The sequence below is a fragment of the Maribacter sp. X9 genome (assembly GCF_048537565.1).
In the GTDB taxonomy this organism is placed as follows: Bacteria; Bacteroidota; Bacteroidia; order Flavobacteriales; family Flavobacteriaceae; genus Maribacter.
In genome coordinates this window covers 2,122,096-2,146,767 of record NZ_CP183215.1, presented here as the reverse complement: position 1 = coordinate 2,146,767, position 24,672 = coordinate 2,122,096, and the positions used below count along the sequence as shown (strand labels likewise).

25 protein-coding genes are annotated in these 24,672 nt (G+C 38.9%); 11 read left to right on the top strand and 14 right to left on the bottom strand.

Going from position 1 to position 24,672, the window contains the following annotated elements:
* Together crtD and ACNR9Q_RS09190 are read left to right on the top strand one after the other, a co-directional pair.
* Complete coding sequence (crtD, locus tag ACNR9Q_RS09195) at positions 1 to 1,479, top strand: 1-hydroxycarotenoid 3,4-desaturase CrtD (RefSeq protein ID WP_419210926.1); 1,479 nt, start codon at positions 1 to 3, stop codon at positions 1,477 to 1,479.
* Complete coding sequence (locus tag ACNR9Q_RS09190; RefSeq protein ID WP_419210925.1) at positions 1,472 to 2,107, top strand: carotenoid biosynthesis protein; 636 nt, start codon at positions 1,472 to 1,474, stop codon at positions 2,105 to 2,107. Before crtD ends, ACNR9Q_RS09190 begins: the two co-directional genes overlap by 8 nt.
* On the opposite strand, the gene ACNR9Q_RS09185 is transcribed toward ACNR9Q_RS09190, so the two are convergent.
* The 6 genes from ACNR9Q_RS09185 to ACNR9Q_RS09160 form a co-directional block, all read right to left on the bottom strand.
* A complete protein-coding gene (locus ACNR9Q_RS09185) occupies positions 2,104 to 2,733 on the bottom strand; it encodes a DUF3291 domain-containing protein (protein ID WP_419210924.1) in 630 nt (209 codons plus the stop codon). The two genes, ACNR9Q_RS09190 and ACNR9Q_RS09185, sit on opposite strands and share 4 nt — an antisense overlap.
* A gap of 74 nt (positions 2,734 to 2,807) precedes the next feature.
* Entirely contained in the window at positions 2,808 to 3,362 is a 555-nt protein-coding gene (locus tag ACNR9Q_RS09180) for a TlpA family protein disulfide reductase (protein ID WP_419210923.1), read from the bottom strand.
* A 76-nt stretch (positions 3,363 to 3,438) separates the two neighbouring features.
* A complete protein-coding gene (locus ACNR9Q_RS09175; RefSeq protein ID WP_419210922.1) occupies positions 3,439 to 5,712 on the bottom strand; it encodes an aconitate hydratase in 2,274 nt (757 codons plus the stop codon).
* Positions 5,713 to 5,899: 187 nt separating this feature from the next.
* A complete protein-coding gene (locus ACNR9Q_RS09170) occupies positions 5,900 to 6,853 on the bottom strand; it encodes an AAA family ATPase (protein WP_419210921.1) in 954 nt (317 codons plus the stop codon).
* Between the two features lie 4 nt (positions 6,854 to 6,857).
* Positions 6,858 to 8,267 carry a peptidylprolyl isomerase gene (locus tag ACNR9Q_RS09165; RefSeq protein ID WP_419210920.1) on the bottom strand — a complete coding sequence of 470 codons (1,410 nt, stop codon included), beginning with the start codon at positions 8,265 to 8,267 and terminating at the stop codon, positions 6,858 to 6,860.
* A 22-nt stretch (positions 8,268 to 8,289) separates the two neighbouring features.
* On the bottom strand, positions 8,290 to 9,189 hold the full coding sequence (locus ACNR9Q_RS09160; protein WP_419210919.1) for a peptidyl-prolyl cis-trans isomerase: 900 nt from the start codon (positions 9,187 to 9,189) through the stop codon (positions 8,290 to 8,292).
* A 207-nt stretch (positions 9,190 to 9,396) separates the two neighbouring features.
* Here ACNR9Q_RS09160 and ACNR9Q_RS09155 point away from each other — a divergent pair, with 207 nt between their 5' ends.
* The 4 genes from ACNR9Q_RS09155 (at position 9,397) to ACNR9Q_RS09140 (ending at position 12,973) form a co-directional block, all read left to right on the top strand.
* A complete protein-coding gene (locus tag ACNR9Q_RS09155; RefSeq protein ID WP_419210918.1) occupies positions 9,397 to 9,636 on the top strand; it encodes a hypothetical protein in 240 nt (79 codons plus the stop codon).
* Positions 9,637 to 9,649: 13 nt separating this feature from the next.
* Positions 9,650 to 10,777, top strand: coding sequence for a serine hydrolase (locus ACNR9Q_RS09150; protein WP_419210917.1), 1,128 nt, complete (start codon positions 9,650 to 9,652; stop codon positions 10,775 to 10,777).
* A gap of 20 nt (positions 10,778 to 10,797) precedes the next feature.
* Entirely contained in the window at positions 10,798 to 11,541 is a 744-nt protein-coding gene (gene rluF / locus ACNR9Q_RS09145) for a 23S rRNA pseudouridine(2604) synthase RluF (RefSeq protein ID WP_419210916.1), read from the top strand.
* Positions 11,542 to 11,659: 118 nt separating this feature from the next.
* Positions 11,660 to 12,973 (top strand): carboxypeptidase-like regulatory domain-containing protein, encoded by a 1,314-nt coding sequence (locus ACNR9Q_RS09140; protein ID WP_419210915.1) that lies wholly within the window; start codon positions 11,660 to 11,662, stop codon positions 12,971 to 12,973.
* A 70-nt stretch (positions 12,974 to 13,043) separates the two neighbouring features.
* Here ACNR9Q_RS09140 and ACNR9Q_RS09135 read toward each other — a convergent pair whose 3' ends face one another.
* Entirely contained in the window at positions 13,044 to 13,556 is a 513-nt protein-coding gene (locus tag ACNR9Q_RS09135; RefSeq protein WP_419210914.1) for a fasciclin domain-containing protein, read from the bottom strand.
* A 140-nt stretch (positions 13,557 to 13,696) separates the two neighbouring features.
* On the opposite strand from ACNR9Q_RS09135, the gene ACNR9Q_RS09130 reads away from it, so the two are divergent.
* Positions 13,697 to 14,749, top strand: coding sequence for a S66 peptidase family protein (locus ACNR9Q_RS09130; protein ID WP_419210913.1), 1,053 nt, complete (start codon positions 13,697 to 13,699; stop codon positions 14,747 to 14,749).
* 16 nt (positions 14,750 to 14,765) lie between these two features.
* Here the strand turns inward: ACNR9Q_RS09130 and ACNR9Q_RS09125 are convergent, their stop codons facing one another.
* Entirely contained in the window at positions 14,766 to 16,976 is a 2,211-nt protein-coding gene (locus ACNR9Q_RS09125) for a RecQ family ATP-dependent DNA helicase (protein ID WP_419210912.1), read from the bottom strand.
* 173 nt (positions 16,977 to 17,149) lie between these two features.
* Between ACNR9Q_RS09125 and ACNR9Q_RS09120 the strand changes: the two genes are divergently transcribed.
* Genes ACNR9Q_RS09120 through lptB form a run of 4 tightly spaced genes read left to right on the top strand, consistent with a single transcriptional unit; the run spans position 17,150 to position 20,113 of the window.
* The gene (locus ACNR9Q_RS09120; protein WP_419210911.1) at positions 17,150 to 18,127 is read left to right on the top strand and encodes a KpsF/GutQ family sugar-phosphate isomerase; all 978 of its coding nucleotides are present in this window, start codon (positions 17,150 to 17,152) and stop codon (positions 18,125 to 18,127) included.
* Positions 18,127 to 18,987, top strand: a complete 861-nt coding sequence (gene tatC / locus ACNR9Q_RS09115) for a twin-arginine translocase subunit TatC (protein ID WP_419210910.1) — start codon at positions 18,127 to 18,129, stop codon at positions 18,985 to 18,987. The genes ACNR9Q_RS09120 and tatC overlap by 1 nt, the downstream gene beginning before the upstream one ends.
* A complete protein-coding gene (locus ACNR9Q_RS09110) occupies positions 18,971 to 19,321 on the top strand; it encodes a carboxymuconolactone decarboxylase family protein (protein ID WP_419210909.1) in 351 nt (116 codons plus the stop codon). Before tatC ends, ACNR9Q_RS09110 begins: the two co-directional genes overlap by 17 nt.
* 51 nt (positions 19,322 to 19,372) lie before the next feature.
* On the top strand, positions 19,373 to 20,113 hold the full coding sequence (gene lptB, locus ACNR9Q_RS09105; RefSeq protein WP_419210908.1) for an LPS export ABC transporter ATP-binding protein: 741 nt from the start codon (positions 19,373 to 19,375) through the stop codon (positions 20,111 to 20,113).
* 79 nt (positions 20,114 to 20,192) lie between these two features.
* On the opposite strand, the gene ACNR9Q_RS09100 is transcribed toward lptB, so the two are convergent.
* The 6 genes from ACNR9Q_RS09100 to ACNR9Q_RS09075 all read right to left on the bottom strand — a co-directional run bounded on the left by ACNR9Q_RS09100 (position 20,193) and on the right by ACNR9Q_RS09075 (position 24,642).
* Positions 20,193 to 20,969 (bottom strand): MIP/aquaporin family protein, encoded by a 777-nt coding sequence (locus ACNR9Q_RS09100; protein WP_419210907.1) that lies wholly within the window; start codon positions 20,967 to 20,969, stop codon positions 20,193 to 20,195.
* The gene (locus ACNR9Q_RS09095) at positions 20,969 to 21,580 is read right to left on the bottom strand and encodes a protein-tyrosine-phosphatase (protein ID WP_419210906.1); all 612 of its coding nucleotides are present in this window, start codon (positions 21,578 to 21,580) and stop codon (positions 20,969 to 20,971) included. Before ACNR9Q_RS09095 ends, ACNR9Q_RS09100 begins: the two co-directional genes overlap by 1 nt.
* 74 nt (positions 21,581 to 21,654) lie before the next feature.
* A complete protein-coding gene (locus ACNR9Q_RS09090) occupies positions 21,655 to 22,461 on the bottom strand; it encodes a DUF4198 domain-containing protein (protein ID WP_419210905.1) in 807 nt (268 codons plus the stop codon).
* 54 nt (positions 22,462 to 22,515) lie between these two features.
* Positions 22,516 to 22,908, bottom strand: coding sequence for a DUF4345 domain-containing protein (locus ACNR9Q_RS09085; RefSeq protein WP_419210904.1), 393 nt, complete (start codon positions 22,906 to 22,908; stop codon positions 22,516 to 22,518).
* Positions 22,895 to 24,169: an MFS transporter gene (locus tag ACNR9Q_RS09080; protein WP_419210903.1), complete on the bottom strand. Its 1,275-nt coding sequence runs from the start codon at positions 24,167 to 24,169 to the stop codon at positions 22,895 to 22,897. Before ACNR9Q_RS09080 ends, ACNR9Q_RS09085 begins: the two co-directional genes overlap by 14 nt.
* Positions 24,169 to 24,642 carry a GyrI-like domain-containing protein gene (locus ACNR9Q_RS09075; RefSeq protein WP_419210902.1) on the bottom strand — a complete coding sequence of 158 codons (474 nt, stop codon included), beginning with the start codon at positions 24,640 to 24,642 and terminating at the stop codon, positions 24,169 to 24,171. Before ACNR9Q_RS09075 ends, ACNR9Q_RS09080 begins: the two co-directional genes overlap by 1 nt.
* Between the last annotated feature and the right edge of the window lie 30 nt (positions 24,643 to 24,672).

The window sequence follows — 24,672 nt, the reverse complement described above, 5'->3', positions numbered from 1 at the left end:
ATGGCCAAAGCTCTGGTAATCGGTGCCGGCATTGCAGGCATAGCCAGTGCTTTACGTCTTCATAAAAAAGGGTATGAAGTTACTGTTATTGAAAGAAACAGTTATCCCGGAGGAAAACTACATGCAATCACTCAAAAAGGTTATCGGTTTGATTTAGGGCCGTCGCTTTTCACCATGCCCCATTTGGTTATCGAGCTCTTCGAGCTTTTCGATAAAAATCCTAAGAGTTATTTCAACTATAAAAGAAAGAAAACCATTTGCAATTATTTTTGGGATGATGGTCAGCGTTTTACGGCCACAGCTGCTAAAAATGATTTTATACAAAATGCGTCCACAAGTTTCAATGAACCGATCGAACAGATTTCAAAGTACCTTGAACGTAATAAAAAAAAATATGATTTAACGGCTTCTTTATTTCTCGAAAAATCACTTCATAAGCTAAGCACCTATTTATCGGTACAAACCTTAAAATCAATCCTACAAATTGGAATTTTAGATGTGACCAGTTCTTTGGATGAAACGAATAAGAGCTATTTCAAAAACCCTAAACTTGTGCAACTATTCAACAGGTATGCCACCTACAATGGTTCCTCACCCTACGAAACCCCAGGAATCATGTCTATGATACCGCATTTGGAAATGGAGTACGGCACCTTTTTTCCAGAAGGCGGAATGCATCAAATTAGTCTGAGCCTCTATCAATTGGCCTTAGACCAAGGTGTTCAATTTAATTTTAATGAAAATGTACAGGAAATAACCATAAAAAACCATACAGCAAGTGGTATAACTACAAATTTACAAAGCTACGAGGCCGATTTTGTAATCTCCAATATGGATGTTTATCCTACCTATAAGTACCTATTAAAAGACCAAAAAGCTCCAGAAAAAACATTGTCTCAAGAACGTTCCAGTTCGGCCCTTATCTTCTATTGGGGCATTGATCGTGAATTTCCTGAATTGGATTTACATAATATTTTTTTCAGTGCAGATTATAAGAATGAATTCGATACTATTTTCAATAAAAAAACCGTATTTGAAGATCCTACGGTTTATATCAACATCACCTCAAAAGAAAATCCTTCAGATGCTCCAACGGGTCATGAGAACTGGTTTGTCATGATCAATTGCCCCGGTAATTATGGTCAGGATTGGGAAGCCTTAAAGCAACAGGCCAAAAAGCATATCATTTCCAAATTAGATAGCATACTTAAAATTGATCTAGATACGCTTATCACTACAGAACATATTCTTGATCCGGTTCAAATTGAAACCGATACCAGTTCTTACCGGGGCGCCCTTTATGGTGCTGCCAGCAATACTCAATTTGCCGCATTTTTAAGACACCCCAATTTCTCACGTTCTATCAAGAACTTATATTTCTGCGGCGGATCTGTTCACCCCGGTGGCGGTATTCCTTTATGCTTATTGTCGGCAAAAATTGTGGCAGACCTTGTTCCCAAAATTAAAGACCATGAATAATTTCTTGTCCAAAAATAAAGTTTGGTTAAGTGTTGGTATAATTTGGCTATTCCACATCTCGGCCATCATTGGTATTTCTTTAGGAAATTTAGATTGGTTCATTGAAAAAACACCTATCAATCTCGGACTATCCTTTTTTCTTTTTCTGCTCGTATACCCTATTGACCATTTAAAAAAAGTAATCGCTCTTGTCCTCTTTTTTGCTGGAGGTATGTTCGCAGAATGGCTTGGCGTGAACCATCAGATTTTGTTCGGCGAATATACCTATGGTCATAATTTTGGACAAAAATTAGATGGAGTTCCCTATTTAATAGGGGCCTACTGGGCGCTGTTGACCTTTATCACTGCGAGCATTTTAGACTACACAAACTTTTCATATCGAATTAAAATTGTAGGTGGGGCGGGTTTAATGGTGCTTTTGGACTTTTTTATGGAAAAAAGTGCGCCGACCTTCCATTTCTGGAAATTCGTCAATGGTATGCCATCCTTAGAAAACTATTGGACCTGGTTTTTTTTGGGAATTATTTTTCAAGTCGTACTCAAAAGTTTCAATATCAAAGGGAGCCAAGCTTTTTCATTGAATTTGTATTTGGCCCAACTCTGCTTCTTTTTATTCTTTTACGTTTAAAATGGCAATTGCCCCATAGCCTTCCAAGCGCCGATAGATTTATACGGTTGAAATCTTGAGAAAAGTTCCTCTCTGTACCATTTTATTTGTTTTGTTTTTTTAATTGCAGTTGCATGTTCCTTACTGCCATAGGCAAATTGTAAGAGAGATTCTTCATCCTTCCACAGACTAAAAGTTGCCATTTGTAAAAAAGGAACTTCTCCAACACCTTTTGTATAAAGCAACCCCTCATTATGCTCTAAGGGTTTTTGAGAAGTCGGTACATACTTCCAAAATTTATATAAAAGATTGAACTTTATCGTAGCCCTAGTAATTACAGCTATATAGCGATTCTCGGAATTAATGTTCTCACTTTTCACAAAAGGATTCTTACCAGACCACTCGCCTTTTGATTTGATGTTTTTTAAAAAAAGGGTACAACGTTCTTCAGATTTCTGAAGGTATTTCTTTATCAGGATAGAATTTTCAAAAAAGGTATGGGCAACTTCTTCGTTTTCCCAAATTTGAAGCAGCGCATAAACGGTCCAGTCCGGGTAGGGATTGAACCCCTTCTTGCCGCTTCCCATCAATTTATAGTCTTGTAGTCCTTTAACCTTAGACAATGGTCTATGTGCAAATTGCATCATTCCAAAAGCCCAGATTTTGGTAAGAAACGTAGTGTACTTAAAAAAAGTTATCGTCGTAACTTGAGGCATCTTATTTATTCTGAAATCAATTGATTCAGAAGTTTATCAACTTTACTATTGTCCCAATCGGCAATTGCATTTTGATGGATAACGATAAAACCATTTTTATCAATTACGTAAGACCCAGGGGACTTCAACAATGTCAACGGACTTGGCTCCCCAATGATTTGGTAAGTAACTGGAAAGGTATATTCCTTATCTTCCATAAAAAGTTCTACAGGTGCTCTTTCCTCGTTGGTTATAATATAGAACTTCACCTTATCACCATACGTATCATAGAGATATTGAATATCTTTTAATTGCGCCTGTGAAGGCATGTGCCAAGAGGTCCAGAACGTAATAAAGACCACCTTACCTTTGGCTTCTTCAAAATTGAAAATCTTCCAATTTTCATCTTTTAGCTTCCAATCATAATCGGTTATTTTTCCCCTTTTTTCAGGTTTGATAATGGTAGGTGCGGTGGCAAAGAATCTATTGAGAAGAATTTTGCTGTAATCACCTAAAGGTGTTACAAAGAATGAAAGCACAAAGGCAATAATCATTAAGGTAAAAACCGTTTGTCTTTTCATTGAAATTAGATAGGGTTCAAAACTAAAAAACTCCTGAATATTATCAGGAGTTTTCCTTATTTATTTTAAATTTCTATTATGCAGCGTTCTCTCTTTTGATGACGTTAAGTGCAGAACCTTCTCGGTACCATCCTATCTGGGCGGCATTGTAAGTATGGTTCGCTTTTATCGTATCCTTACTTCCATCTTTATGGATAATTTCAATCGTTAAAGGAACATCGGGAGCGAAATTCTCAATATCAACAAACCTAAAGGTATCGTCTTCTTGAATTAAATCATAATCATTCTCATTTGCGAAGGTCAATCCTAACATACCTTGTTTTTTAAGATTTGTTTCATGAATACGGGCAAAGGATTTTACCAAAACAGCGGCCACACCCAAGTGACGTGGCTCCATAGCAGCATGCTCTCTAGAGGAACCTTCACCATAGTTATGGTCACCTACTACTATTGATTTGATTCCTTTTGCTTTATAAGCCCTCTGTGTATCCGGTACTCCGTCGTACTCACCGGTCAACTGATTCTTCACAAAATTGGTCTTTTTATTGAACGCGTTGACGGCACCGATTAGGCAGTTATTCGAAATATTGTCCAAATGACCCCTGAAACGCAACCACGGACCTGCCATTGAAATATGATCCGTAGTACATTTACCAAACGCTTTAATCAATAACTTGACCTCTTTTAAATCTTTATCCTGAATAGGTTCAAAAGGCTCTAACAATTGTAACCGTTCAGAATCCTCATCAACTTTAACCACAACGGAAGATCCATTTTCGTTAGGTGCCAGATATCCGGCATCCTCTACTGCAAATCCTTTTGGTGGAAGCTCCCATCCTGTCGGTTCATCGAACTTGACCTCTTGACCATCTTCGTTGATCAACGTATCGGTCATGGGATTAAAATCCAATCTACCAGCAATGGCTATAGCGGCCGTAATTTCTGGAGAAGCAACGAACGCGTGTGTGTTTGGATTACCATCTGCACGCTTTGCAAAGTTTCTATTGAACGAATGTACGATGCTATTTTTAGGGGCATTCTTTGGATCATTATAACGCGCCCATTGTCCAATACATGGTCCGCAAGCATTTGTGAAAATCTTGGCATCCAACTTCTCGAATATTCCAAGAATACCATCACGTTCTGCAGTATAACGTACTTGTTCTGATCCCGGGTTAATTCCTAAATCTGCTTTTATTTTTAATCCTTTATCCAAGGCTTGTTGTGCTATGGAAGAGGCTCTGGACAAATCTTCATAAGAAGAGTTTGTACATGAACCGATTAGCCCCCATTCAACTTGCAAAGGCCAATCGTTCTTGGTTGCCTTTTCGGTCATATTTTTACCGACTTCGGTAGAGAGGTCTGGTGTAAACGGTCCGTTCAACAAAGGCCCTAATTTTGAAAGATCGATGTCAATTACTTCATCGAAATAGTTTTCAGGATTTGCATACACATCAGCATCGGCAGTTAAGTATTCTTTCACCTCATTCGCTGCGTCTGCAACATCGGAACGATCGGTCGCTCTTAAATAACGCTCCATAGATTCATCATAACCAAAGGTCGATGTGGTCGCACCTATTTCAGCTCCCATGTTACAAATGGTACCTTTACCTGTACATGAAAGTGCTTTCGCTCCAGGTCCAAAATATTCAACGATCGCACCCGTACCTCCTTTAACGGTAAGTATCTCGGCTACTTTTAAAATAATATCTTTTGGTGCGGTCCAACCAGAAATCTCACCGGTCAATCTAACTCCGATCAATTTAGGAAATTTAAGCTCCCAAGCCATTCCGGCCATAACATCAACGGCATCAGCACCACCAACTCCAATAGCGACCATTCCTAATCCACCTGCGTTTACGGTATGTGAATCTGTACCGATCATCATTCCACCGGGGAATGCATAATTTTCCAGTACTACTTGATGAATGATCCCTGCACCTGGTTTCCAGAAACCGATTCCGTATTTATTGGAAACAGATTCTAGAAAGTCAAATACCTCGGCACTGGTAGAATTTGCAGATTTCAAATCTGCAGCAGCTCCGTTTTTTGCCTGGATCAAGTGATCACAGTGAACGGTAGTAGGAACAGCGACTTGAGGCTTACCTGCCTGCATAAACTGTAATAAGGCCATTTGTGCCGTGGCATCCTGGCAAGCGATACGATCTGGAGCAAAATCAACATAATCCTTTCCTCTAGTAAATGCTTTGGAAGGTGTACCATCCCATAAGTGTGAGTATAAAATCTTCTCCGATAGGGTCAGTGGTTTACCAACAATGCTTCTCGCCTTGTCAACACGTTCCGCCATAGTGGCATAAACCCCTTTAATCATATCAATATCAAATGCCATTCTTTATCTTATTTTTAAGTTAACGCAATTCGGTAAATTTAAGAAAATCTATAACGCAATTAAAATTAAATAAGTACGATTAATTGCTTTTTGTTAAATGCCGGTATAAAGTATATCTATTCACAAGTAAGCGAAAGAGCACCATTACTCAACGATACTTCAATAACTAAAGTAGTAACTTTAAGAATTACAGTAATTTACCTATAATATCTTCTTCTGAAATACCTTCAGCTTCAGCCTTGTAATTTTTAATGATCCTGTGCCGCAGAATGCCGTTTACGACAACGTGAACATCTTCAATATCAGGAGAGAATTTACCATGTATTGCCGCATTGGCCTTCGCCGCCAAAATAAGGTTCTGAGATGCGCGAGGTCCTGCACCCCAATCCAAATATTGTTTCACATAATCTGAAGCCGAATTCGAGTTTGGCCTTGTACTATTTACGAGCTTTACCGCATATTCCACAACATTATCAGGTACGGGAATTCTTCTTACCAGATCTTGCACCGCTATAATTTCTTGGGCATTAAATAGTGCGTTGATGGTTTGTTTTTTATCTGCCGTGGTATTTTTAACCACTTGAATTTCCTCTGCAATAGATGGGTATTTCAGTTCTATTGCGAACATAAACCGGTCTAACTGTGCTTCCGGTAATGGATAAGTACCTTCTTGCTCGATAGGGTTCTGGGTGGCCAAAACAAAATAAGGGAGTTCCAACTTGTGCTGAACACCTGCTATGGTCACTGCCCTTTCTTGCATCGCCTCCAAAAGAGCTGCCTGGGTTTTGGGTGGCGTCCTGTTTATTTCATCTGCCAAAATGATATTGGAGAATATAGGTCCTTTAATGAATTTGAAATTTCTATTCTGATCTAGGACCTCACTACCAAGAATATCACTTGGCATAAGATCAGGTGTAAACTGTATGCGCTTGAAATCAAGGCCCAAAGCTTGGGCGATGGTGTTCACCATTAAGGTCTTTGCCAACCCCGGAACGCCAATCAACAAGGAGTGACCACCGGTATAAATGGAAAGTAATATTTGCTCGATTACCTCCTCTTGACCTACAATAATTTTCCCTATTTCTCTTTTAAGCGCAACATGTTTTTCAACTAGGCGTTCAATAGCGGCAACGTCTGACATACCTCTATTCCTTTATCCAATTGTTAGCGAAGTCACAATCCTTATTGTCATCATTGACACTTATATAGGTATCTTCAATATGTTCGTCCATCCATTTTTTTATGGTCTTATATTGCTTTTCGGTTAACGCCAATTCCTGAATTTTGGTATAATCCTTTGAAAAGTCGGCCACATGCTCATCATACCTATTGGTAATCTTTAAGATTTTATATTTAGGAGCGCCACCACGGGGATCCTGCTCTAAAACAGGATAGGTAATTTCATTATCCTTTAAATTCTGAACTTGATTATACAAAGTCGGGTCCATTTTTGTCAATTCGAACTTGGAATCGAAATTTACCGGATTCCTTAAAAGACCACCGTCGAACTTGGTTTCCTTTTCATCAGAAAAATTTAAGGCCGCTTCAGCAAAGGTAAATTCGCCATCAATTATTTTCTTACGGATAGTATCCAGTTCCTCCTTGGCTTCATCTAAAACTTCTTGGGATATTTCTGGTTGGATCAAGATATGGCGCAAATCTAATTCTTGACCCCTTATCTTTTCAATAAAAATAATGTGAAATCCGAACGGAGTTTCAAAAGGTTCAGAAACCTCTCCTTCCTTTAAGCTAAAAGCAACATCCTTAAATTTTTTGTCAAACCCGGTATCTTTTGTTATGCTATAGAATCCACCTTTTGATTTCGACCCAGGATCTTGAGAATATAAAATGGCTTTTACACTGAAACTGGCATCGTTATCTTCAACATCGGCCTTTATTTGATTTAATTTATCTATAACCTTTTGCTTCTCTTCTTCAGACGGTTTTGGTTCTTTGGTTATCTGTGCGATTTCTAATTCTGCACCAAAAACAGGTCGCTCATTCTCTGGAATTTTAGTAAAGAACTGTCGTACTTCTTCTGGAGTGATTTCAATATCCTTTATAATATCTTGTTGCATACGCTCAGAAAGCATTCGTAGCTTATTGATTTTATACAACTCTTCCCTAAAGGAAGCCTCATCTTCCTTCTTGTAATACTTTAATACCTTTTCCATTGATCCTATTTGCTGAACCAAGGATTGCAACTGCCGGTCACCGGTTGCGTTCACCTCATCATCAGAGACCAAAATACTATCCTGCACCGCTTGGTGGGCATATAAACGGTCTTCCATTAATTTACCCAAAAGTCCACAATGCGTTATATCATCGGTCGATGCCCCTTGGCTCCTAAGGTCTATTAATGTTTTTTCAATATCTGAATCCAATATTACATAATCCCCAACTACGGCAGCGATACCATCTAACTTAACGCGGTTGAAATTTGTAGTGGAATCTTTGGCAGGCAACGTGGCATCTGCAACAGCCTCCATTGGCTCGACCTGGTTATCAGTAACATTAGGAATGGAATCTTGTGCCTTAACAGCAACAAAGATCATTATGAATGAACCTATAACAATACTATTTTTTATTTTCGAAAACTTCAAATTCTTTATCCTTGATTGCTTCATCTAATAATTCAGTTTCTAGTTTGCGCAGGTAGTCAATTTTTCTGCGGCTTAATAAAACTTGTTCTATGGTAGGCTTAATAAATGACAATGGGGCAATTTCATTTATATCCTTAATCTCTTCAATTTTACCCAAATATACCCCAATCGAATCCTCCAATTCAAAAAATTGGGATTTTTTTAAGTACTTATCGGCATTGTCAACGTTTATCGGAGGAATTTCTTCGAAAATTCGGGCATAACGTACCCAAATTGAATCGTTAAAGTTAAGTTTATTGAATTGCACTCCTATAGAATCCAAATAACGTACATCTTCAGGGGTAAAACGCTTTAAACGCTTACCCACCTCATCCTTATTCATAAAATTCTTGGGCAAGGCTACAAAACGCAATCTGGCGATACGTTCTTTAAGTTTAAAATTTTCTTTTCCCTGTTCGTAAAAGGTTTCAAGTTGTTTCTGGGTAATCAATGAATCTGCCGCTTGCGAAACTAACGCTTCCTTATAGGCTCTCGTATATAAATCGGTGCGATAATCATCCACAAGGGCATCATATTCCCCAAGTTTATCCTCGGAAAGATTAATTTTCGCCCTAGAAAGCAACAACTGGTCAGAGGCCCAATTATTAATATAATTAACCGCAAAGGATGCACTATCTCCTTTGCTCATATTCTCAGTGATAAGCGGGGCCAAATCTTCTTGGTATAGGTAGCTATCACCCACCCTTGCTATTGGTTTTTTTTTAACCTCCTTTTTAAAAAGATCGGAGCAAGATAACAACAACAAGAAGACCGTCCATAAAACTAAAAGACGATACAGGTTAACTTCCGTAAATTTTGGTTCCTTAGAAAACATCGAGCAAAAATAGCAATTACGGTATCGTGTGCAAATGCTTATAGTATTACTTAACACTATTTTAGATGGTTCAATATATAATAAATACCTCGTTTTCAATAAAAATAGTCTTGTTTAGGATTATCAATCTGATTTGAAATAGCAAGGGGACTCTTATTTTTTAGGTAGATTTGCATACTTTTCAATAAACTAGATAATACAGCACTGTTGAGCCGAAAAATAAAATTAATATGGGATTTTAGAGGTCCCACAGCACTTAAAACCGCTGAACATCATGTAAAACATTTAAAGGAGTTTATTAATGTTGAGAACACCGCATTGAATATAACGGGATTTAAAGAAATCAATGACATGCACAGTATTGCTTTTATGGTTGTAGAAGAAAAAGAAATGATTACGGTGAGAGATTTACTTAAACCACACCGTGGGGAAGTCTACATGCTTTAATTCAAGAAACGACATGAAAGAAATTACGCTCTTCATTTGTATCGTCCTCATAATCTCGTGTACCAGAGACGACCAGAACAAGAATCCGTTAGAAATAGCCTTATCATCTCAAGATCCGAAAATCAAAAGGGTGATGGATAATTTAGAAGCACACGAAGTACAAATACGCTACACCCAAATCGATAGGCGAAATGACAGTGTTATTTTTACAGATTATGATTTTCAGGTAAACGATAGCCTATATTTTTATCCAGCGAGCACCGCCAAATTTCCTACCGCTGTATTGGCTTTGGAGCGGCTGAACCGAACAGATACTTTATCTATGCATACGAAGTATTATGTGGAAGGGGATTCCATTGAAAGCACAGTAGCAGAAGATATTACCCAAATTTTTGCTGTTAGTGACAATTTGGCCAATAACAGATTAGTTGAACTGTTAGGACAAGATGCAATAAACGGCAATCTTAGAAAAAAGGGGATCGAACCTGTTCGTATCGCCCATCGATTAGGCTACCATTCAGATGAACTTAGCACCAAGCCCCTTATAATTTATTTGAACGACTCTACGACGGGCATCACAAAACCTACCATAAACACTTCACCTAAAAAGTTAAAACTTAAAGGTATTCAAAAGGGCGTTGGTTTTTATGAAAATGATTCTATTATTCAGAAACCTTTTGATTTCGGACTAAAAAATTACTATCCGATTGCAACACAACATGCGCTTTTGGAAAGAGTTATATTTCCAGAAAATTTCAAGGAAGAGGAGCGTTTTGATATTAGTGACGACCAACGGGAATATTTACTGAACGCTATGCATACCGTACCGCGAAAAGTAGGTTATGACCCAATAACTTTTTATGATGGATACTGTAAATTTTACCTCTACGGTGATACCAAAGAAAATATTCCCGAAAATATTGAAATCTACAACAAAGTGGGTTTCGCTTATGGTACTTTGACAGACTGTGCCTATATCAAGGACACTAAAAATAATATCGATTTCATGCTGACCGCTACTATTTTGGTCAATAAAGATGGTATTTTCAATGACGACGCATACGAGTATGATGAAATTGGAATACCCTTTTTAGCGCAATTGGGTCGTGAACTCTATCAGCAAGAATTGAACAGACATTAAGAATAGCATTGAATTAAACTATGCAGAACGATTCCAACAAAACTAGAATTAACAAATACCTTAGCGAAGCAGGATATTGCTCACGTAGGGCTGCTGATAAATTGATTGAACAAGGCAGGGTTACCATTAATGGTATTGTCCCTGAAATGGGCACTAAAATTTCAGAAGGTGATGTTGTAAAAGTCGATGGTGAAGTGATTAAAGACCCCAAGGGCAAGTCGGTTTATTTGGCATTCAACAAGCCTGTAGGAATCGTATGTACGACAGATACCGGTGTTGAAAAAGATAATATTATCGATTTCATCAATTACCCTAAGCGAATCTTTCCCATAGGCCGGTTGGATAAACCCAGTGAGGGACTTATTTTCCTGACCGATGATGGAGATATTGTCAATAAAATTCTACGCGCCCGAAATAACCATGAAAAAGAATACTTGGTTACTGTTGACAAACCCATTACCATTGATTTCTTGAACCGAATGCGAAAGGGGATTCCCATTCTTGATACGGTAACACGCGAGTGTGAAGTGTTCGAGGTGAGCACCTATCAATTCCGTATTATTTTGACCCAAGGCCTTAATAGACAGATTAGACGAATGTGTGAGTATTTAGATTATAGGGTTCGAAAATTGAAGCGCATCCGTATTATGAACGTGCATCTGGATATACCTGTTGGAAAATGGCGTGATCTCACTCCAGAAGAATTGGCTGAAATAAATAGACTGGTCAGTACCTCTACCAAAACTTTTGATAGCAAAAAGTGAATCGACTTCAAATCTTTTTCACATCCAAGGGCCAAGGGCTGAGAAAATCATAATTATTCCTCATAATATATCATAATTCACTTAAAATCATTACCTTAAATTAAAAAATAATTAGGTGATGAAAAAAGAACAAAACACTAATTTCAAACAAAAATGCCTTAATGTACTGCTATTGGTCGCTGTGCTCACAGGTTTAGGAACCAATGTCGTTAGCGCACAGAGTGCCGATTTTATCGAATATACCGGTGAAGTAATAGATTCCAACAATAAGAAACCATTGGTATTTGCAACTTTGAGCGTAGAAGGAACCAATGTGAGTAGTATCACTAATTCAGAAGGTGTATTTTCTTTAAAAGTACCTACGGAAAACAAGAACAGTAATCTCATTGTCGCTTTCTTAGGTTACAAAACCAAGCGAATTCCCTTAACTCAATTAGAAAAAGAGGATGCTAAAATTATAATGGATGAGTTTGCGGTCGAACTTTCGGAAGTTCGTTTAAGCGTGCCCAACGATGCCGAAACATTGGTCAAAGAAACCTTGGACAAGAGAGGTCTCAACTATTTGGACGAAAATACGGTTATGACCGCTTTTTACAGAGAAACCATAAAAAAGAGAAGAACCAACGTCAGCTTATCCGAAGCGGTAGTAAATATTTATAAGACCCCCTATTCATCCAATAGAGTTGATGCCCTTGAACTTTACAAAGCCCGAAAAAGTACAGATTACAGCAAACTCGATACCGTTGCCCTAAAATTGCAAGGAGGACCTTTCAACACACTTTTTGTGGATATGGTAAAATATCCCGATTATATTTTCACCCCTGAGACCCTAGAATATTATGATTTCTCTTTTGATAGTTCAACACGGGTAAACGATCAATTGATCTATGTGGTCAATTTCAATCAAAAACCAGAAATTATCGATCCATTATATACGGGTAAGTTATACATCGATGCTGAAAACAAAATTTTGACCAGTGCGATTTACTCCTTAAATATAACGGACAGAAGATTGGCTTCGCAAATGTTCGTACGTAAAAAACCTAGAAACGCCGAGGTTTGGCCCACTGAAGTTTCCTATCGCGTAGATTATCGCGAGAAAGATGGAAAATGGTATTATGGATACAGTAATGTTCTTTTAGAGTTTAAGATCGATTGGGATAAACGCTTGTTTAATTCTGTATATACCATGAACTGTGAAATGGCCATTACAGACTGGGAAAAAAATACTGAGAATAGTATCCCCAAGGCCAAAAACAGAATAAAATCTTCCATTATTCTTGGAGACGAGGCAATAGGATTCTCGGATCCGAATTTTTGGGGAGAATATAATATAATTGAACCTGAGAAATCGATTGAATCTGCGATACGAAAAATACAGCGCCAGTTGCGTAGGGATAAATCAAATGAAGATGGAACATCCAAACCATAGTTAAAAAATCCATACCATAAAAAACCCCGTTCTTCTAATGAACGGGGTTTTTAAATTTTAGGAAACTTATTTATTCTGGCATTACAACCGCGTCAATGGCATGGATCACACCATTACTTGCGGGAACATCTGCCATAACTACCGTGGCCATATTTCCTTTTTCATCTGTTAACATGACCTTATCTCCCGAGAGCGATAATGTAATCATACCTCCTTGGACGGTCTTTACCGGGAATGAACCCTTATTTCCCTTAATGGCTTTAATAACATCTGCCGCCATATAGTTGCCGGCAACCACGTGATAGGTCAAAATTCCGGTTAAAGCTCCTTTGCTTTCCGGTTTCAACAATCCTTCTACAGTACCTGCCGGTAGTGCATCAAAAGCACTGTTTACTGGGGCAAAAACCGTAAACGGACCATCACTATTTAATGTTCCTACTAAATCTGCAGCTTTTACAGCAGTCACCAGGGTGGTAAAATTTTCATTTCCGGCAGCAACCCCAACTATTGTTTCTGACTGGGCGAAAGAGGCGGTTAAACACAAGAATAAGACACTTAAAATTGTAATTTTTAAAATTTTCATAGTTCTTTTTTTTAGATTTATGTAAATGTAATGGGTTAACTCAAACAATGTTCTTAAATAATGTTTAATTATTTTTTATAAATGTTAAACATTATTGGATTTTTACCTGAATTAACTTTCTTTAAAAAAATATGTAGCAAATGGCCTCCAGACGTAAATTTTTCAGTAGTGTAGCAAGCATTTCTTTGAGTAGTTTGATACCGATGCAGATGTATGCAAATACCGCATCTAAATTTTCTCCTCCCACACGAAAATTTCCAAAAGCATTGAAAAACGGAGATACGATAGGTTTGATTGCACCGGGATATGCTTTTCCAAAAGATGTTCTCGAGGAAACCGAAAATACACTGAAAGCACTGGGCTTTAAAACCTATCATACCGATCGGGTTTTAGAAAGACATGGGTATTTCAGTAATACCGATGACAAACGAGCAGCAGATATTAATCATATGTTCCAAAATTCTAACGTCGATGCAATTCTATGTATACGAGGAGGTTACGGTTGTACCCGTATTATGGAACAATTGGATTATGGGGCAATTGCCAAAAACCCGAAAGCCTTGATCGGGTTCAGTGACGTCACCGCCCTCTTAAATGGCATCTTTAAAATGACTGGATTGGTAACCTTTCACGGGCCTGTTGGCAGCACGTTGGATGATGACTATAGCATCAAATCACTTCAAAAAGTTCTTTCCCCAGCTACGGACGACATTACAATAGAAAATACCGAATTAGAAGCAAAATACCAATCAAATCCTGAATATGAACGTTATACCATCACTCCAGGGATTGCCACAGGAAGAATCTGTGGCGGAAGCCTTACATTGATCAATGCCCTAATAGGAACACCACAGGAAATCGATTTTACCGATGCTCTAGTATTCATTGAAGATGTTGAAGAAGCACCGTATCGCATTGACCGTATGCTAACACAACTTATTGAAAGTAAGACTTTTAAAAATTCGGCCGGCATTATATTTGGGGTTTGCGCCGGATGCAATGAAAGTACAAATCCTGATTCATTCAGTTTAAAGGAGGTAATTTTAGATCGTATAAGACCTTTGAACATTCCGTCGGTATACGGAATGAGTTTTGGCCATGTAAAACAAAACCTCACCTTCCCGATCGGGGTTCATGCAACGTTCAAAACAGAGGGGCAAACCATAACCCTATTAGAAAAACCTGTAAGTTAAAAAGTGAAAAACTATATTAATTTGCCACCTCGCTGATGAATTTCAATCGATAAAGACGTAATTCCTCTTCCTCATATTCACCATCAAACTCGCTCATAGCTTCTTCAAGATCATCTGAATCTGCCTCTAAGAAGTAATCGTGAATTTCCTCTTGTTGATCTTCGTCCAACACCTCATCGATCCAATAATTGAGGTTCAGCTTGGTACCGCTGAACACAATTTGTTCCATTTCCTTAATTAAATCAGGAATTTCCAAACCTTTGGAAGAAGCAATATCCGTTAACGGTAATTTTCGGTCCACATTCTGTATGATATAAAGCTTAAGTGCCGAATTGGCTCCCGTACTTTTAACGACAAGATCGTCTGGTCGAATGATCTCGTTTTCATCCACATAGGCGTTAATAAAAGCGATAAAGGGCTTACCATATTTTTTTGCCTTTCCTTCCCCTACCCCATGAACGTTCAACAGCTCTTCATGTGAAATAGGATATTTGAGTGCCATATCTTCCAAAGAAGGATCTTGAAACACCACAAAGGGTGGAACTCCCAGTTTTTTGGCCTGAGCCTTTCTTAAATCTTTCAATTGTTTCAAAAGTCGTTCATCTGCAACACCGCCCGATTTTGCCGCTCCCACAATGGCATTATCGTTTTCGGCATTATAAACATGGTCTTTGGTCATCATGAATGAAGTAGGTTTCTTTAAAAAAGCCTTCCCCATTTCGGTAAGGTGAATTACACCATATTGTTCAATCTCCTTTCGCAACAAACCCGCTACCAAGGTTTGGCGTACCAGGGCCATCCAATAGCTCTTATCTTTGTCCGAACCAATACCGAAGAACTCCTTTTCGTTCGTCTTGTGGGAGGATATAATAGCGTTCACCTTACCGCGTATGGTGTTTACAATTTCCTTCGATTTAAATTTTTCGCTGGTACCCTCTACGACAGAAAGTAACTTCAACACATTATCACGTGCTTCCTCTTTTTCCTTCGGATTTTTGGTATTATCGTCCATATCGGCACCCTCCCCATTAACATCATCGAACTCCTCACCGAAATAATGCAACATAAATTTACGACGCGACATGGATGTTTCTGCATACGCGACAACTTCTTGCAACAAGGCATTCCCTATTTCTTGTTCTGCCACTGGTTTACCGGACATGAATTTTTCAAGTTTTTCTATATCCTTATAAGAGTAGTAGGCCAAGCAATGTCCTTCTCCCCCATCTCTACCTGCTCTACCCGTTTCCTGATAGTAGCTTTCGATACTTTTTGGAATATCGTGGTGGATGACAAAACGAACATCGGGCTTATCGATGCCCATACCAAAGGCTATGGTAGCGACTACAACGTCTACATCTTCCATCAAGAACATATCCTGATATTTAGATCTTGTTTTTGCATCGAACCCTGCATGATATGGAACGGCACTTATACCGTTAACCTGTAATATCTGGGCCAACTCCTCCACCTTTTTACGGCTAAGACAATAGATGATACCCGATTTCCCTAAATTCTGTTTTACGAACCTGATGATATCCGCTTCTATATTTTCTGTTTTGGTACGTACCTCATAAAAAAGGTTCGGTCTGTTGAACGAAGCCTTGAATAATTTGGCACCTCCTATTCCCAAATTCTTGATAATATCTTCCTGAACTTTTGGTGTAGCCGTTGCGGTCAATCCTATAATTGGAATATCATCGCCCAAGCGCTCCACAATCGATTTCAGGTTACGGTATTCAGGTCTAAAGTCATGTCCCCATTCTGAGATACAATGTGCTTCATCGACCGCTACGAACGAAACCTTTACCGAACGCAGAAACTCTACATTCTCTTCTTTGGTAAGTGATTCTGGAGCCACATACAATAGTTTCGTTATGCCATTGGTTATATCTTCTTTAACCTGTTTCACTTCACCTTTGTTCAAAGAGGAGTTCAACACATGGGCAATACCGTTTTCCGACGAAACACCCCGTATGGCATCCACTTGATTTTTCATTAAGGCGATCAATGGGGAAACAATAATGGCCGTACCCTCTTGCATTAAGGCAGGCAATTGGTAACAGAGTGATTTACCCCCTCCGGTGGGCATAATCACAAATGTATTCTTGCGTTGTAAAACATTTCTGATCACTTCTTCCTGAAGTCCTTTGAACTGAGAAAAACCGAAATATTTCTTTAAAGAGGAATGGAGATCAATATCATCAAATTCTTTACTATCTATCACATTAACTATTTAAGGAAGCACTACTTTCATTAAAACTCATAAGTGAACAAAATTATTATACGCCTAAGCTAAGCCGTTCTAAATTCTTATGCGATAATCAGCATATAAAATTAAGTTTGTTTAATTTTGTAATCTTAAAGATAAGATATTCTTTCAGGAATACAATCCCTAATTTGAATAATAGATTGATAGCTGCGGACACCATTATAGACTTAGCGAAAAAAACCATTGAAACTGAGCGTGATGCCATAGCCCATCTCACCAACTTATTAACGGCTGATTTTGCCAATGCCGTAAATTGCATTATTGAAGCCAAAGGCCGTGTCATCATTTCCGGAATTGGAAAGAGTGCGATTATTGCCACAAAAATAGTAGCGACCCTAAATTCTACAGGTACTCCCGCAATTTTCATGCATGCTGGCGATGCCATTCACGGTGATTTGGGGACTGTTCAAGAGAACGATGTGGTCATCTGTATTTCGAATAGTGGGAATACGCCCGAAATAAAAATGTTGGTTCCATTGATTAAACGGGGTACCAATAAACTGATCGCCATGACGGGTAACACCGAATCTTTCTTGGCCAAACAATCCGATTTTATTTTAAATACGCATGTGGACCGGGAAGCCTGTCCGAATGGATTGGCACCAACCACCAGCACGACAGCACAATTGGTTATGGGCGATGCCCTTGCCATTGTACTTTTAGAACTGAAAGGTTTCAGTAGTACCGACTTTGCCAAATACCATCCTGGGGGCGCGTTAGGTAAACGTCTGTATTTAAGAGTTTCAGACCTAGTCGGCAAGAACCAAATACCCAAGGTTCAAATGGGAACGGAGGTCAAACAGGTGATTGTGGAGATTTCCGAAAAAATGTTAGGCGTTACCGCAGTACTTGATGGTGATAAAGTTGTCGGTATCGTAACCGACGGTGATATTCGTCGCATGCTCAATAAGCATGATAACATTAAAGGATTGACCGCAGCTGAAATAATGACCACCAATCCTAAAACAATTCCTGCAAATACCTTGGCCATAAAAGCCTTGGAACTGATGCAGAAAAAAGGAATTTCACAATTACTTGCCATGGATAACGATACCTATGTAGGCGTCATCCATTTACATAATTTAATTAACGAAGGTATTATATAATGGGTTCCAAATCAGCAACACCGCACGATGAGATGTCATTTCTTGACCATTTAGAAGAATTAAGATGGCACTTAATCCGTTCCACTTTAGCCGTTATCATCATTGGGTGCGTGGCTTTTGTATTCAGCGGTTTTATTTTCGACAGTATCATCTTTGCCCCAAAAAGCATGGATTTCCCAACCTACCGATACCTCTGCGATGCTGCGAAGTGGTTCAACATGGAATCGGATTTCTGTAAGGACAAACTGCCTTTTGAGATTCAAAGCCGAACCATGGGAGGACAGTTTTCTGCCGATATCTGGACCTCTATTTGGGCCGGTATCATTTTGGCCTTTCCCTATATAATATATGAACTCTGGAAATTTATAAGTCCAGGGCTATACGAAAAGGAGAGAAAGCACTCTAAGGGATTTATTTTCATTACATCCTTATTATTTTTTCTTGGAGTGCTCTTTGGTTACTACATTGTTGCTCCGTTATCCATAAACTTTTTGGGTTCGTATCGGGTCAGTGAAGAAGTCACGAACCACATCGACCTTAGCGATTACATCTCAACGGTCAGGTTGGCGGTGTTATCCTGTGGTATTATATTTGAATTGCCTATCATCATTTACTTTTTAACAAAAGTTGGATTGGTAACTCCAGATATTATGAAAAAATATCGAAAGATAGCCTTGGTCATAGTTCTTATCCTATCGGCTATTATTACGCCTCCGGATGTTACCAGCCAAATTATTGTTGCTATTCCGGTATTGATATTATACCAAGTCAGTATTTCTATTTCTGCTTGGGTGCTTAGAAAAGAACGTAAAAAAGAACAAAGGGCTAAAAAGAATCGTACAGATGTCAAATCAAATTGAGGAATTTAATGCCTATCGTTCTAAAATGAACGAAAAGCTGTTAGCAGACAACAACAAAATTATTAAGCGTATATTCAATTTAGATACCAACGCTTATGCCGCTGGTGCTTTGGATGTAAAAACCAAAGAATTACTGGGTCTTGTAGCCTCTGCGGTTCTTCGTTGCGATGATTGTGTAAAATATCATTTGGAAAGCTCACATCGGGAAGGAGCTTCAAAGGAAGAAGTAATGGAAACCCTGGGTATAGCTACTTTAGTAGGCGGCACCATTGTAGTACCTCATTTAAGAAGGGCCTATGAATATTGGGAAGCTTTGGAAAACCAGCAAGGTTAAATAAACCCTAATTTCTTTTCTAACCAATCAATAACCAATAGATTTGAACCCATGAAGTTACGTGCCGATAATATCATGAAATCCTACCGCGGAAGAAGGGTGGTGAAAGGTATTTCGCTAGAAGTGAACCAAGGGGAAATTGTCGGGCTTTTAGGTCCTAACGGTGCCGGTAAAACTACCTCCTTCTATATGATCGTAGGTTTGATCAAACCCAATGGTGGTAGTATTTGGTTGGATAATATGGAAATAACCAAATTCCCCATGTATAAAAGGGCCCAAAATGGTATTGGCTATTTAGCTCAGGAAGCATCGGTATTTCGAAAATTAAGTATCGAAAAAAATATTTTGAGCGTATTACAATTGACCAAGTTGAGCAAAAAGGAGCAACTGATGAAAATGGAATCGCTCATTGAAGAATTTGGTTTGGGGCATATTCGTAAGAACCGTGGAGATTTACTTTCAGGTGGTGAACGAAGACGTACCGAAATTGCCCGAGCATTGGCGACCGACCCAAAGTTTATTTTATTGGATGAACCCTTCGCCGGGGTGGATCCCGTGGCCGTAGAAGACATTCAGCGTATCGTAGCACAATTAAAGAACAAGAATATAGGTATCCTTATTACCGACCATAACGTGCAAGAAACGCTTGCAATTACAGAGCGTTCTTATTTAATGTTCGAAGGAGGAATCTTAAAATCGGGCATTCCTGAAGATTTAGCGGCCGATGAAATGGTACGTAAGGTGTATTTGGGGCAAAACTTTGAACTCCGCAAAAAGAAGTTAGATTTTTAGAATTCTATTTTAATCACACTTTTTATCCCCTACTATTTAGACTTCAAATGTTGTTAAATCTAATGTCGAATTAGCTAAATCATACCTTAGGTAACATTATTTTATGTGCAAAAGCGGCAAAAGCGCCTGCAAACAATGGAGAAAGAACATATACCGTTAAAAAACTATAGGGTGCCGAGGGCAAAGCGGCATCTCTCCAGCCCATCATGAAAGCGACCATACGAGGACCAAAATCACGGGCCGGATTAAGACCGGCTTGCGTAAAAGGAGCTATCAAACAGATAATAATAGCGACCGTCAAACCAATGACCAAGGGCGTAGAATTATCTACTTGTTCGGGTTTTTCGGTTACTTTTAAAATCACAAAGACCAATAGAAAAGTACCCAAGAACTCCGCAAAACAAGCCCTATAAACGGTTATGGGTAATACCTGCTCTAAGCCTGGATTTGGAAAATATTCCCCAAAATAAAAGGCACTTTTATACGATTCTGCACTGCCCCTCAAAATTCCGTTTACAGATTCATAAACGACAATGGCATCAGAGAATAAAAAATATAATAAAAGTCCGGCACAAAAAGCCCCTAAAGTCTGCGCTAGTATGTAAAAAGGTAATTTCTTCCATCGTAATTTTCGTAGTGTGCACATGGCTAAGCTTACTGCCGGATTCAAATGCGCTGGACAGCTATTACGAGTCACGAAAATAGCGATGGCCACCCCGAAACCCCATATTAGGGCCACTTCCAACAGACTGTCAAATACACCTAGTAAAACCGCGGCCGCAACAGAACCGCAACCGAAAAGAACTAAAATAAAAGTACCGAGAAATTCCCCAAAATACTCCTTGAACAATTTCATTAGACAATTTTCGAGAATACATAGTACAATTGTGCCGCTATTTCTAGGCTTCGTTCTTTATATTTCTCATTCTGCAACGGTGTATTGTCAAATGCCTTGGGATCATCAAAGGTCAAGGGTATCCGTTTTTCCGCACCCGGAATAAAAGGGCAATTTTCATCTGCATGACCACAGGTCATGATTGCTGAAAAATTAGACTTCGGGTTAAAAGCATGATCATAAGTCTTTGAAAATCCTATAATCGGCATTTCATTGGGGCCATATTTTATGGCGTATACAGCATTTGGACCATCCGAAAGTTTAGAAATCTCAAATCCTGTTTCACTCAAAATGTCAACGACTTTAGGAAACAAGGCCGTAGCTTCTGTACCCCCAGAATAACATTTCACTTTTGGAACATTGAATTTACATGCCAAGGTCTGTGCCCATATTTGTGAAAAATGACTTCTACGGGAATTATGGGTACACACAAAGTTTAAATTGATATCCTCATCCTCATCTTTTTTATCTTGAATAAAATCAATAAGACTTTGAAGTACTAAAAGACGCTCCTGTGGAAAAGAAGCATTCTTGAATTGTTTTAACTGACTTTTGATTTCCTTGAACAACACGTGATCTTATATTTGATTTCGACAATAATACAACATAATCATAGACCAAAGTCTCCCTAAAAAAAATCTAACGATTATTTAATCTCAAAGGTCAATGTTGCCCAGTTAGACTCATAATCCACTTCATCGTCAGATTTCTTTTCCATGTGAATCGTAGCCACGTACCACTTGCCAACTTCGGTCGGTTTAATCACAACTATACCATTTGTATTGGTCTTGGTGCTACTTTCGTTCTCATGAGCATCCACTCCTGGTTTGGAGGTGCTATAATGCACAATATGATCGGCAAGCGGTTTTCCATCTCTCAGTAGCTTGAACGCTACCGATTCCCCTAGGTTTATCTCGAACGGATTGTTCAATGGAACAAATTCAATGGGGTAATTCAATGGTTTCATAAAATCGATGGATTTCAAATCTCCCACCTGCAAAAGGGCCTTTACATGTTTAGAATATCGTTCTTTGGCCCCTTTACCAGTAATTTTCATTTCTTTCCGTTCAGCTATGGTATTTTCAAGTCCCTCATGGTCTAAATACGCATTGAAGGCTTTGGCATCCATCTCCAAAATTTTAGGCAAGGTTGAAATACCAGCTACATAGGTGCCCGATGCTCCAGTGGTAAACTTCAAATAGGTAATATTATTCTCGTCATAATAATCACTTTCAGAAGGTTGAAAAATATATCCTGGCCCCTTAATTTTAGCATCAACGATCCGGTCTCTCGTAATTTCATTTTCACTGGTATCAAAAGTTCCGTTGAAAAGGTAAAGCAGACCTGTGGTATTCGGTTTTAGAAAATGTGAATCAATCTTTAAAAACAGTTCATGGGAAGAAAAGAGAAGCACTATAACTAAAAAACAGCAGAAACGAGTTATATTTTTCATGATATTTTATGATTGGTTTGGTTTAAATCGTTAACGAATATAGGAAGCACATTCTTAAAAAAGCTTATCCCTGTTCATATTTTTCAAATTATAAAGTCCCCATCCAAAAAACAATAACTCCAATAACAGTGCCGACGTGAAGGGAACTGAAACTCCATCGAATAGTGTACTGATGATTCTACCGAAGGAAATACCTCCCATAAACAGAATATTGTTTAAGGTAGCTGCCTGCCAAAATTTAGGCCTGAAGGCCCCGATGAGCCAAAAGATTCCGAGACCCATATAAATTCCCATGACGGCGCGAAGCATATTTTTCAATTCTAAAGCTTCCACCTTAAAATCTAGCATAAATGGCATCAGAACAGATGGATAGCCACCATAAATTATGCCTGCGGTTATGACAATCACTCCCGACATCAATAAATGTAGGTTCTTAGGTAGTGCCATAACGGTTTACTCCATATAGTTTATCATAGCGGTAGGCCGCCATTACGCCGATAAGCGAAAATAAGGAGAGCATCCAAAATACATGCTGATGTCCTTCCAATCCCGGACTGGCATCTAACAAATACCCCATAGCCGGACCAGCAAAAATATCTGGGGTATATCCTACCAAAGAGATAAGGCCAACGGCGGTTCCGGTAAGTACCAACGGAATTTTTCCACTTTGCATAACCGAAAAGTATAGGGCGCGTGTTGCATAAACGCCAAGTGCCACACTAAAGATAGAAAGTAGAAATAATACCTGGTGTACCTCTTCAACCCAACCGATCGCAAAAACTACCGAGCCAAAAAAGGCGATTATAAAACCTAACAAAAGCCAAAGACTAGGTCTGGAACGGTCTGCCAATACACCGATCAAAACACCCACAACCGGCCGAACGAACAACAAAAAAGTGCCTACTTGGGCGGCAGCAACCTCATCATACAACATTACATCTTGAGCGTACAACGAAAACACATCGGTAATTTTATAGCCTACATAGGCACATAAAATAATGACCATCAACAGCAAAACCGAAGGTAATCGCAGCACCTCACCTATTTGGGAAATTGTAATTTTCTCTACGATAATTTCTTTTTCTATGAGACCCGGCAATTTCATGAACAACCAAACCAAAAACCCCACAAAAGCAACGATACCCGATGAAGCAAATATGACGTACCTGAATGCCATTCTACTTTCTTGCAAGGTGGCGGTATCCAAATCGGCGTTCATAAAAAAGGAGAATACCAACACCCCCATCGTTCCGAAAAGGGCACCTACCAGCCCCCTGCCCCCGTCTAAAAACCCGAAAGCCTTACCTTGGGAGGTTTCCCCGCCCCAAACCCGTGTAGCTTTGATCATCGGTGACCAAAAAAGAAAAATGGTGGTAAATCCCCAAAAGCCATAAAGAATTTGAAGTGTTGTATAATCGGGAAACGTGGCAAAGACAAGCCCGCCTAAAGCCGTCATCCAAAGAGCTACGGCAATCAATTTTCTTGGTGGAAATTTATCGGCCAAGGGTCCGCCGAACAAATACGATAGCAAGGCCACAAAACCATAGACCGAGAAACACAATCCCAATTCCAAATTGTCCAACTCGAACACTTTGAGAACGGTAGGCCTAAAAACACGCTGCAATACAAAAGGGAGAATAAATACACTTTCCCCGGCAAGGATGAGCAATACCAAATAATACCAAGGTGCTTTTTTGGATTCTTTCATTACTTACGGATTGGAATCCAGATTTCTTCTTCCGAAGTTGGGTCGTTATTCTTGTAATTCTTGCCCAAAACCTCAAAATGGGGTCGGTCATCTAATTGATAGCCCGAACCTGGCAACCATTCTCCATAAATATATTGAAAAATTCCTTGATCGGCGCTTGAGCCTTTGTAGTCAAAAACAGCATAGGTACCTCCTTCCAAGACAAAGCTTTTCATCATGGGCGGAACCGTTTCAAAATTTCGAACCTCAACACAGGCCCATTTATTAAAATTAGTAGTGGGATTAAAATTCTCAAAGTAGTTCGTTGGATATTCTTGAAGGGATATAAAATCGGGGGAACATCTATTTTCTATTTCATTACAACGATTTCTAAATGCTTTCCAAAGTTGTGGTGTGGTATTGGCCGATATGCTCATGGTTTGTTTAAGGCCTATCAGTTTTTTAGCATCTACGATAATAATATGAGGTTCCATCTTTAGTGTACTTGAAATCTATCTAAAGTT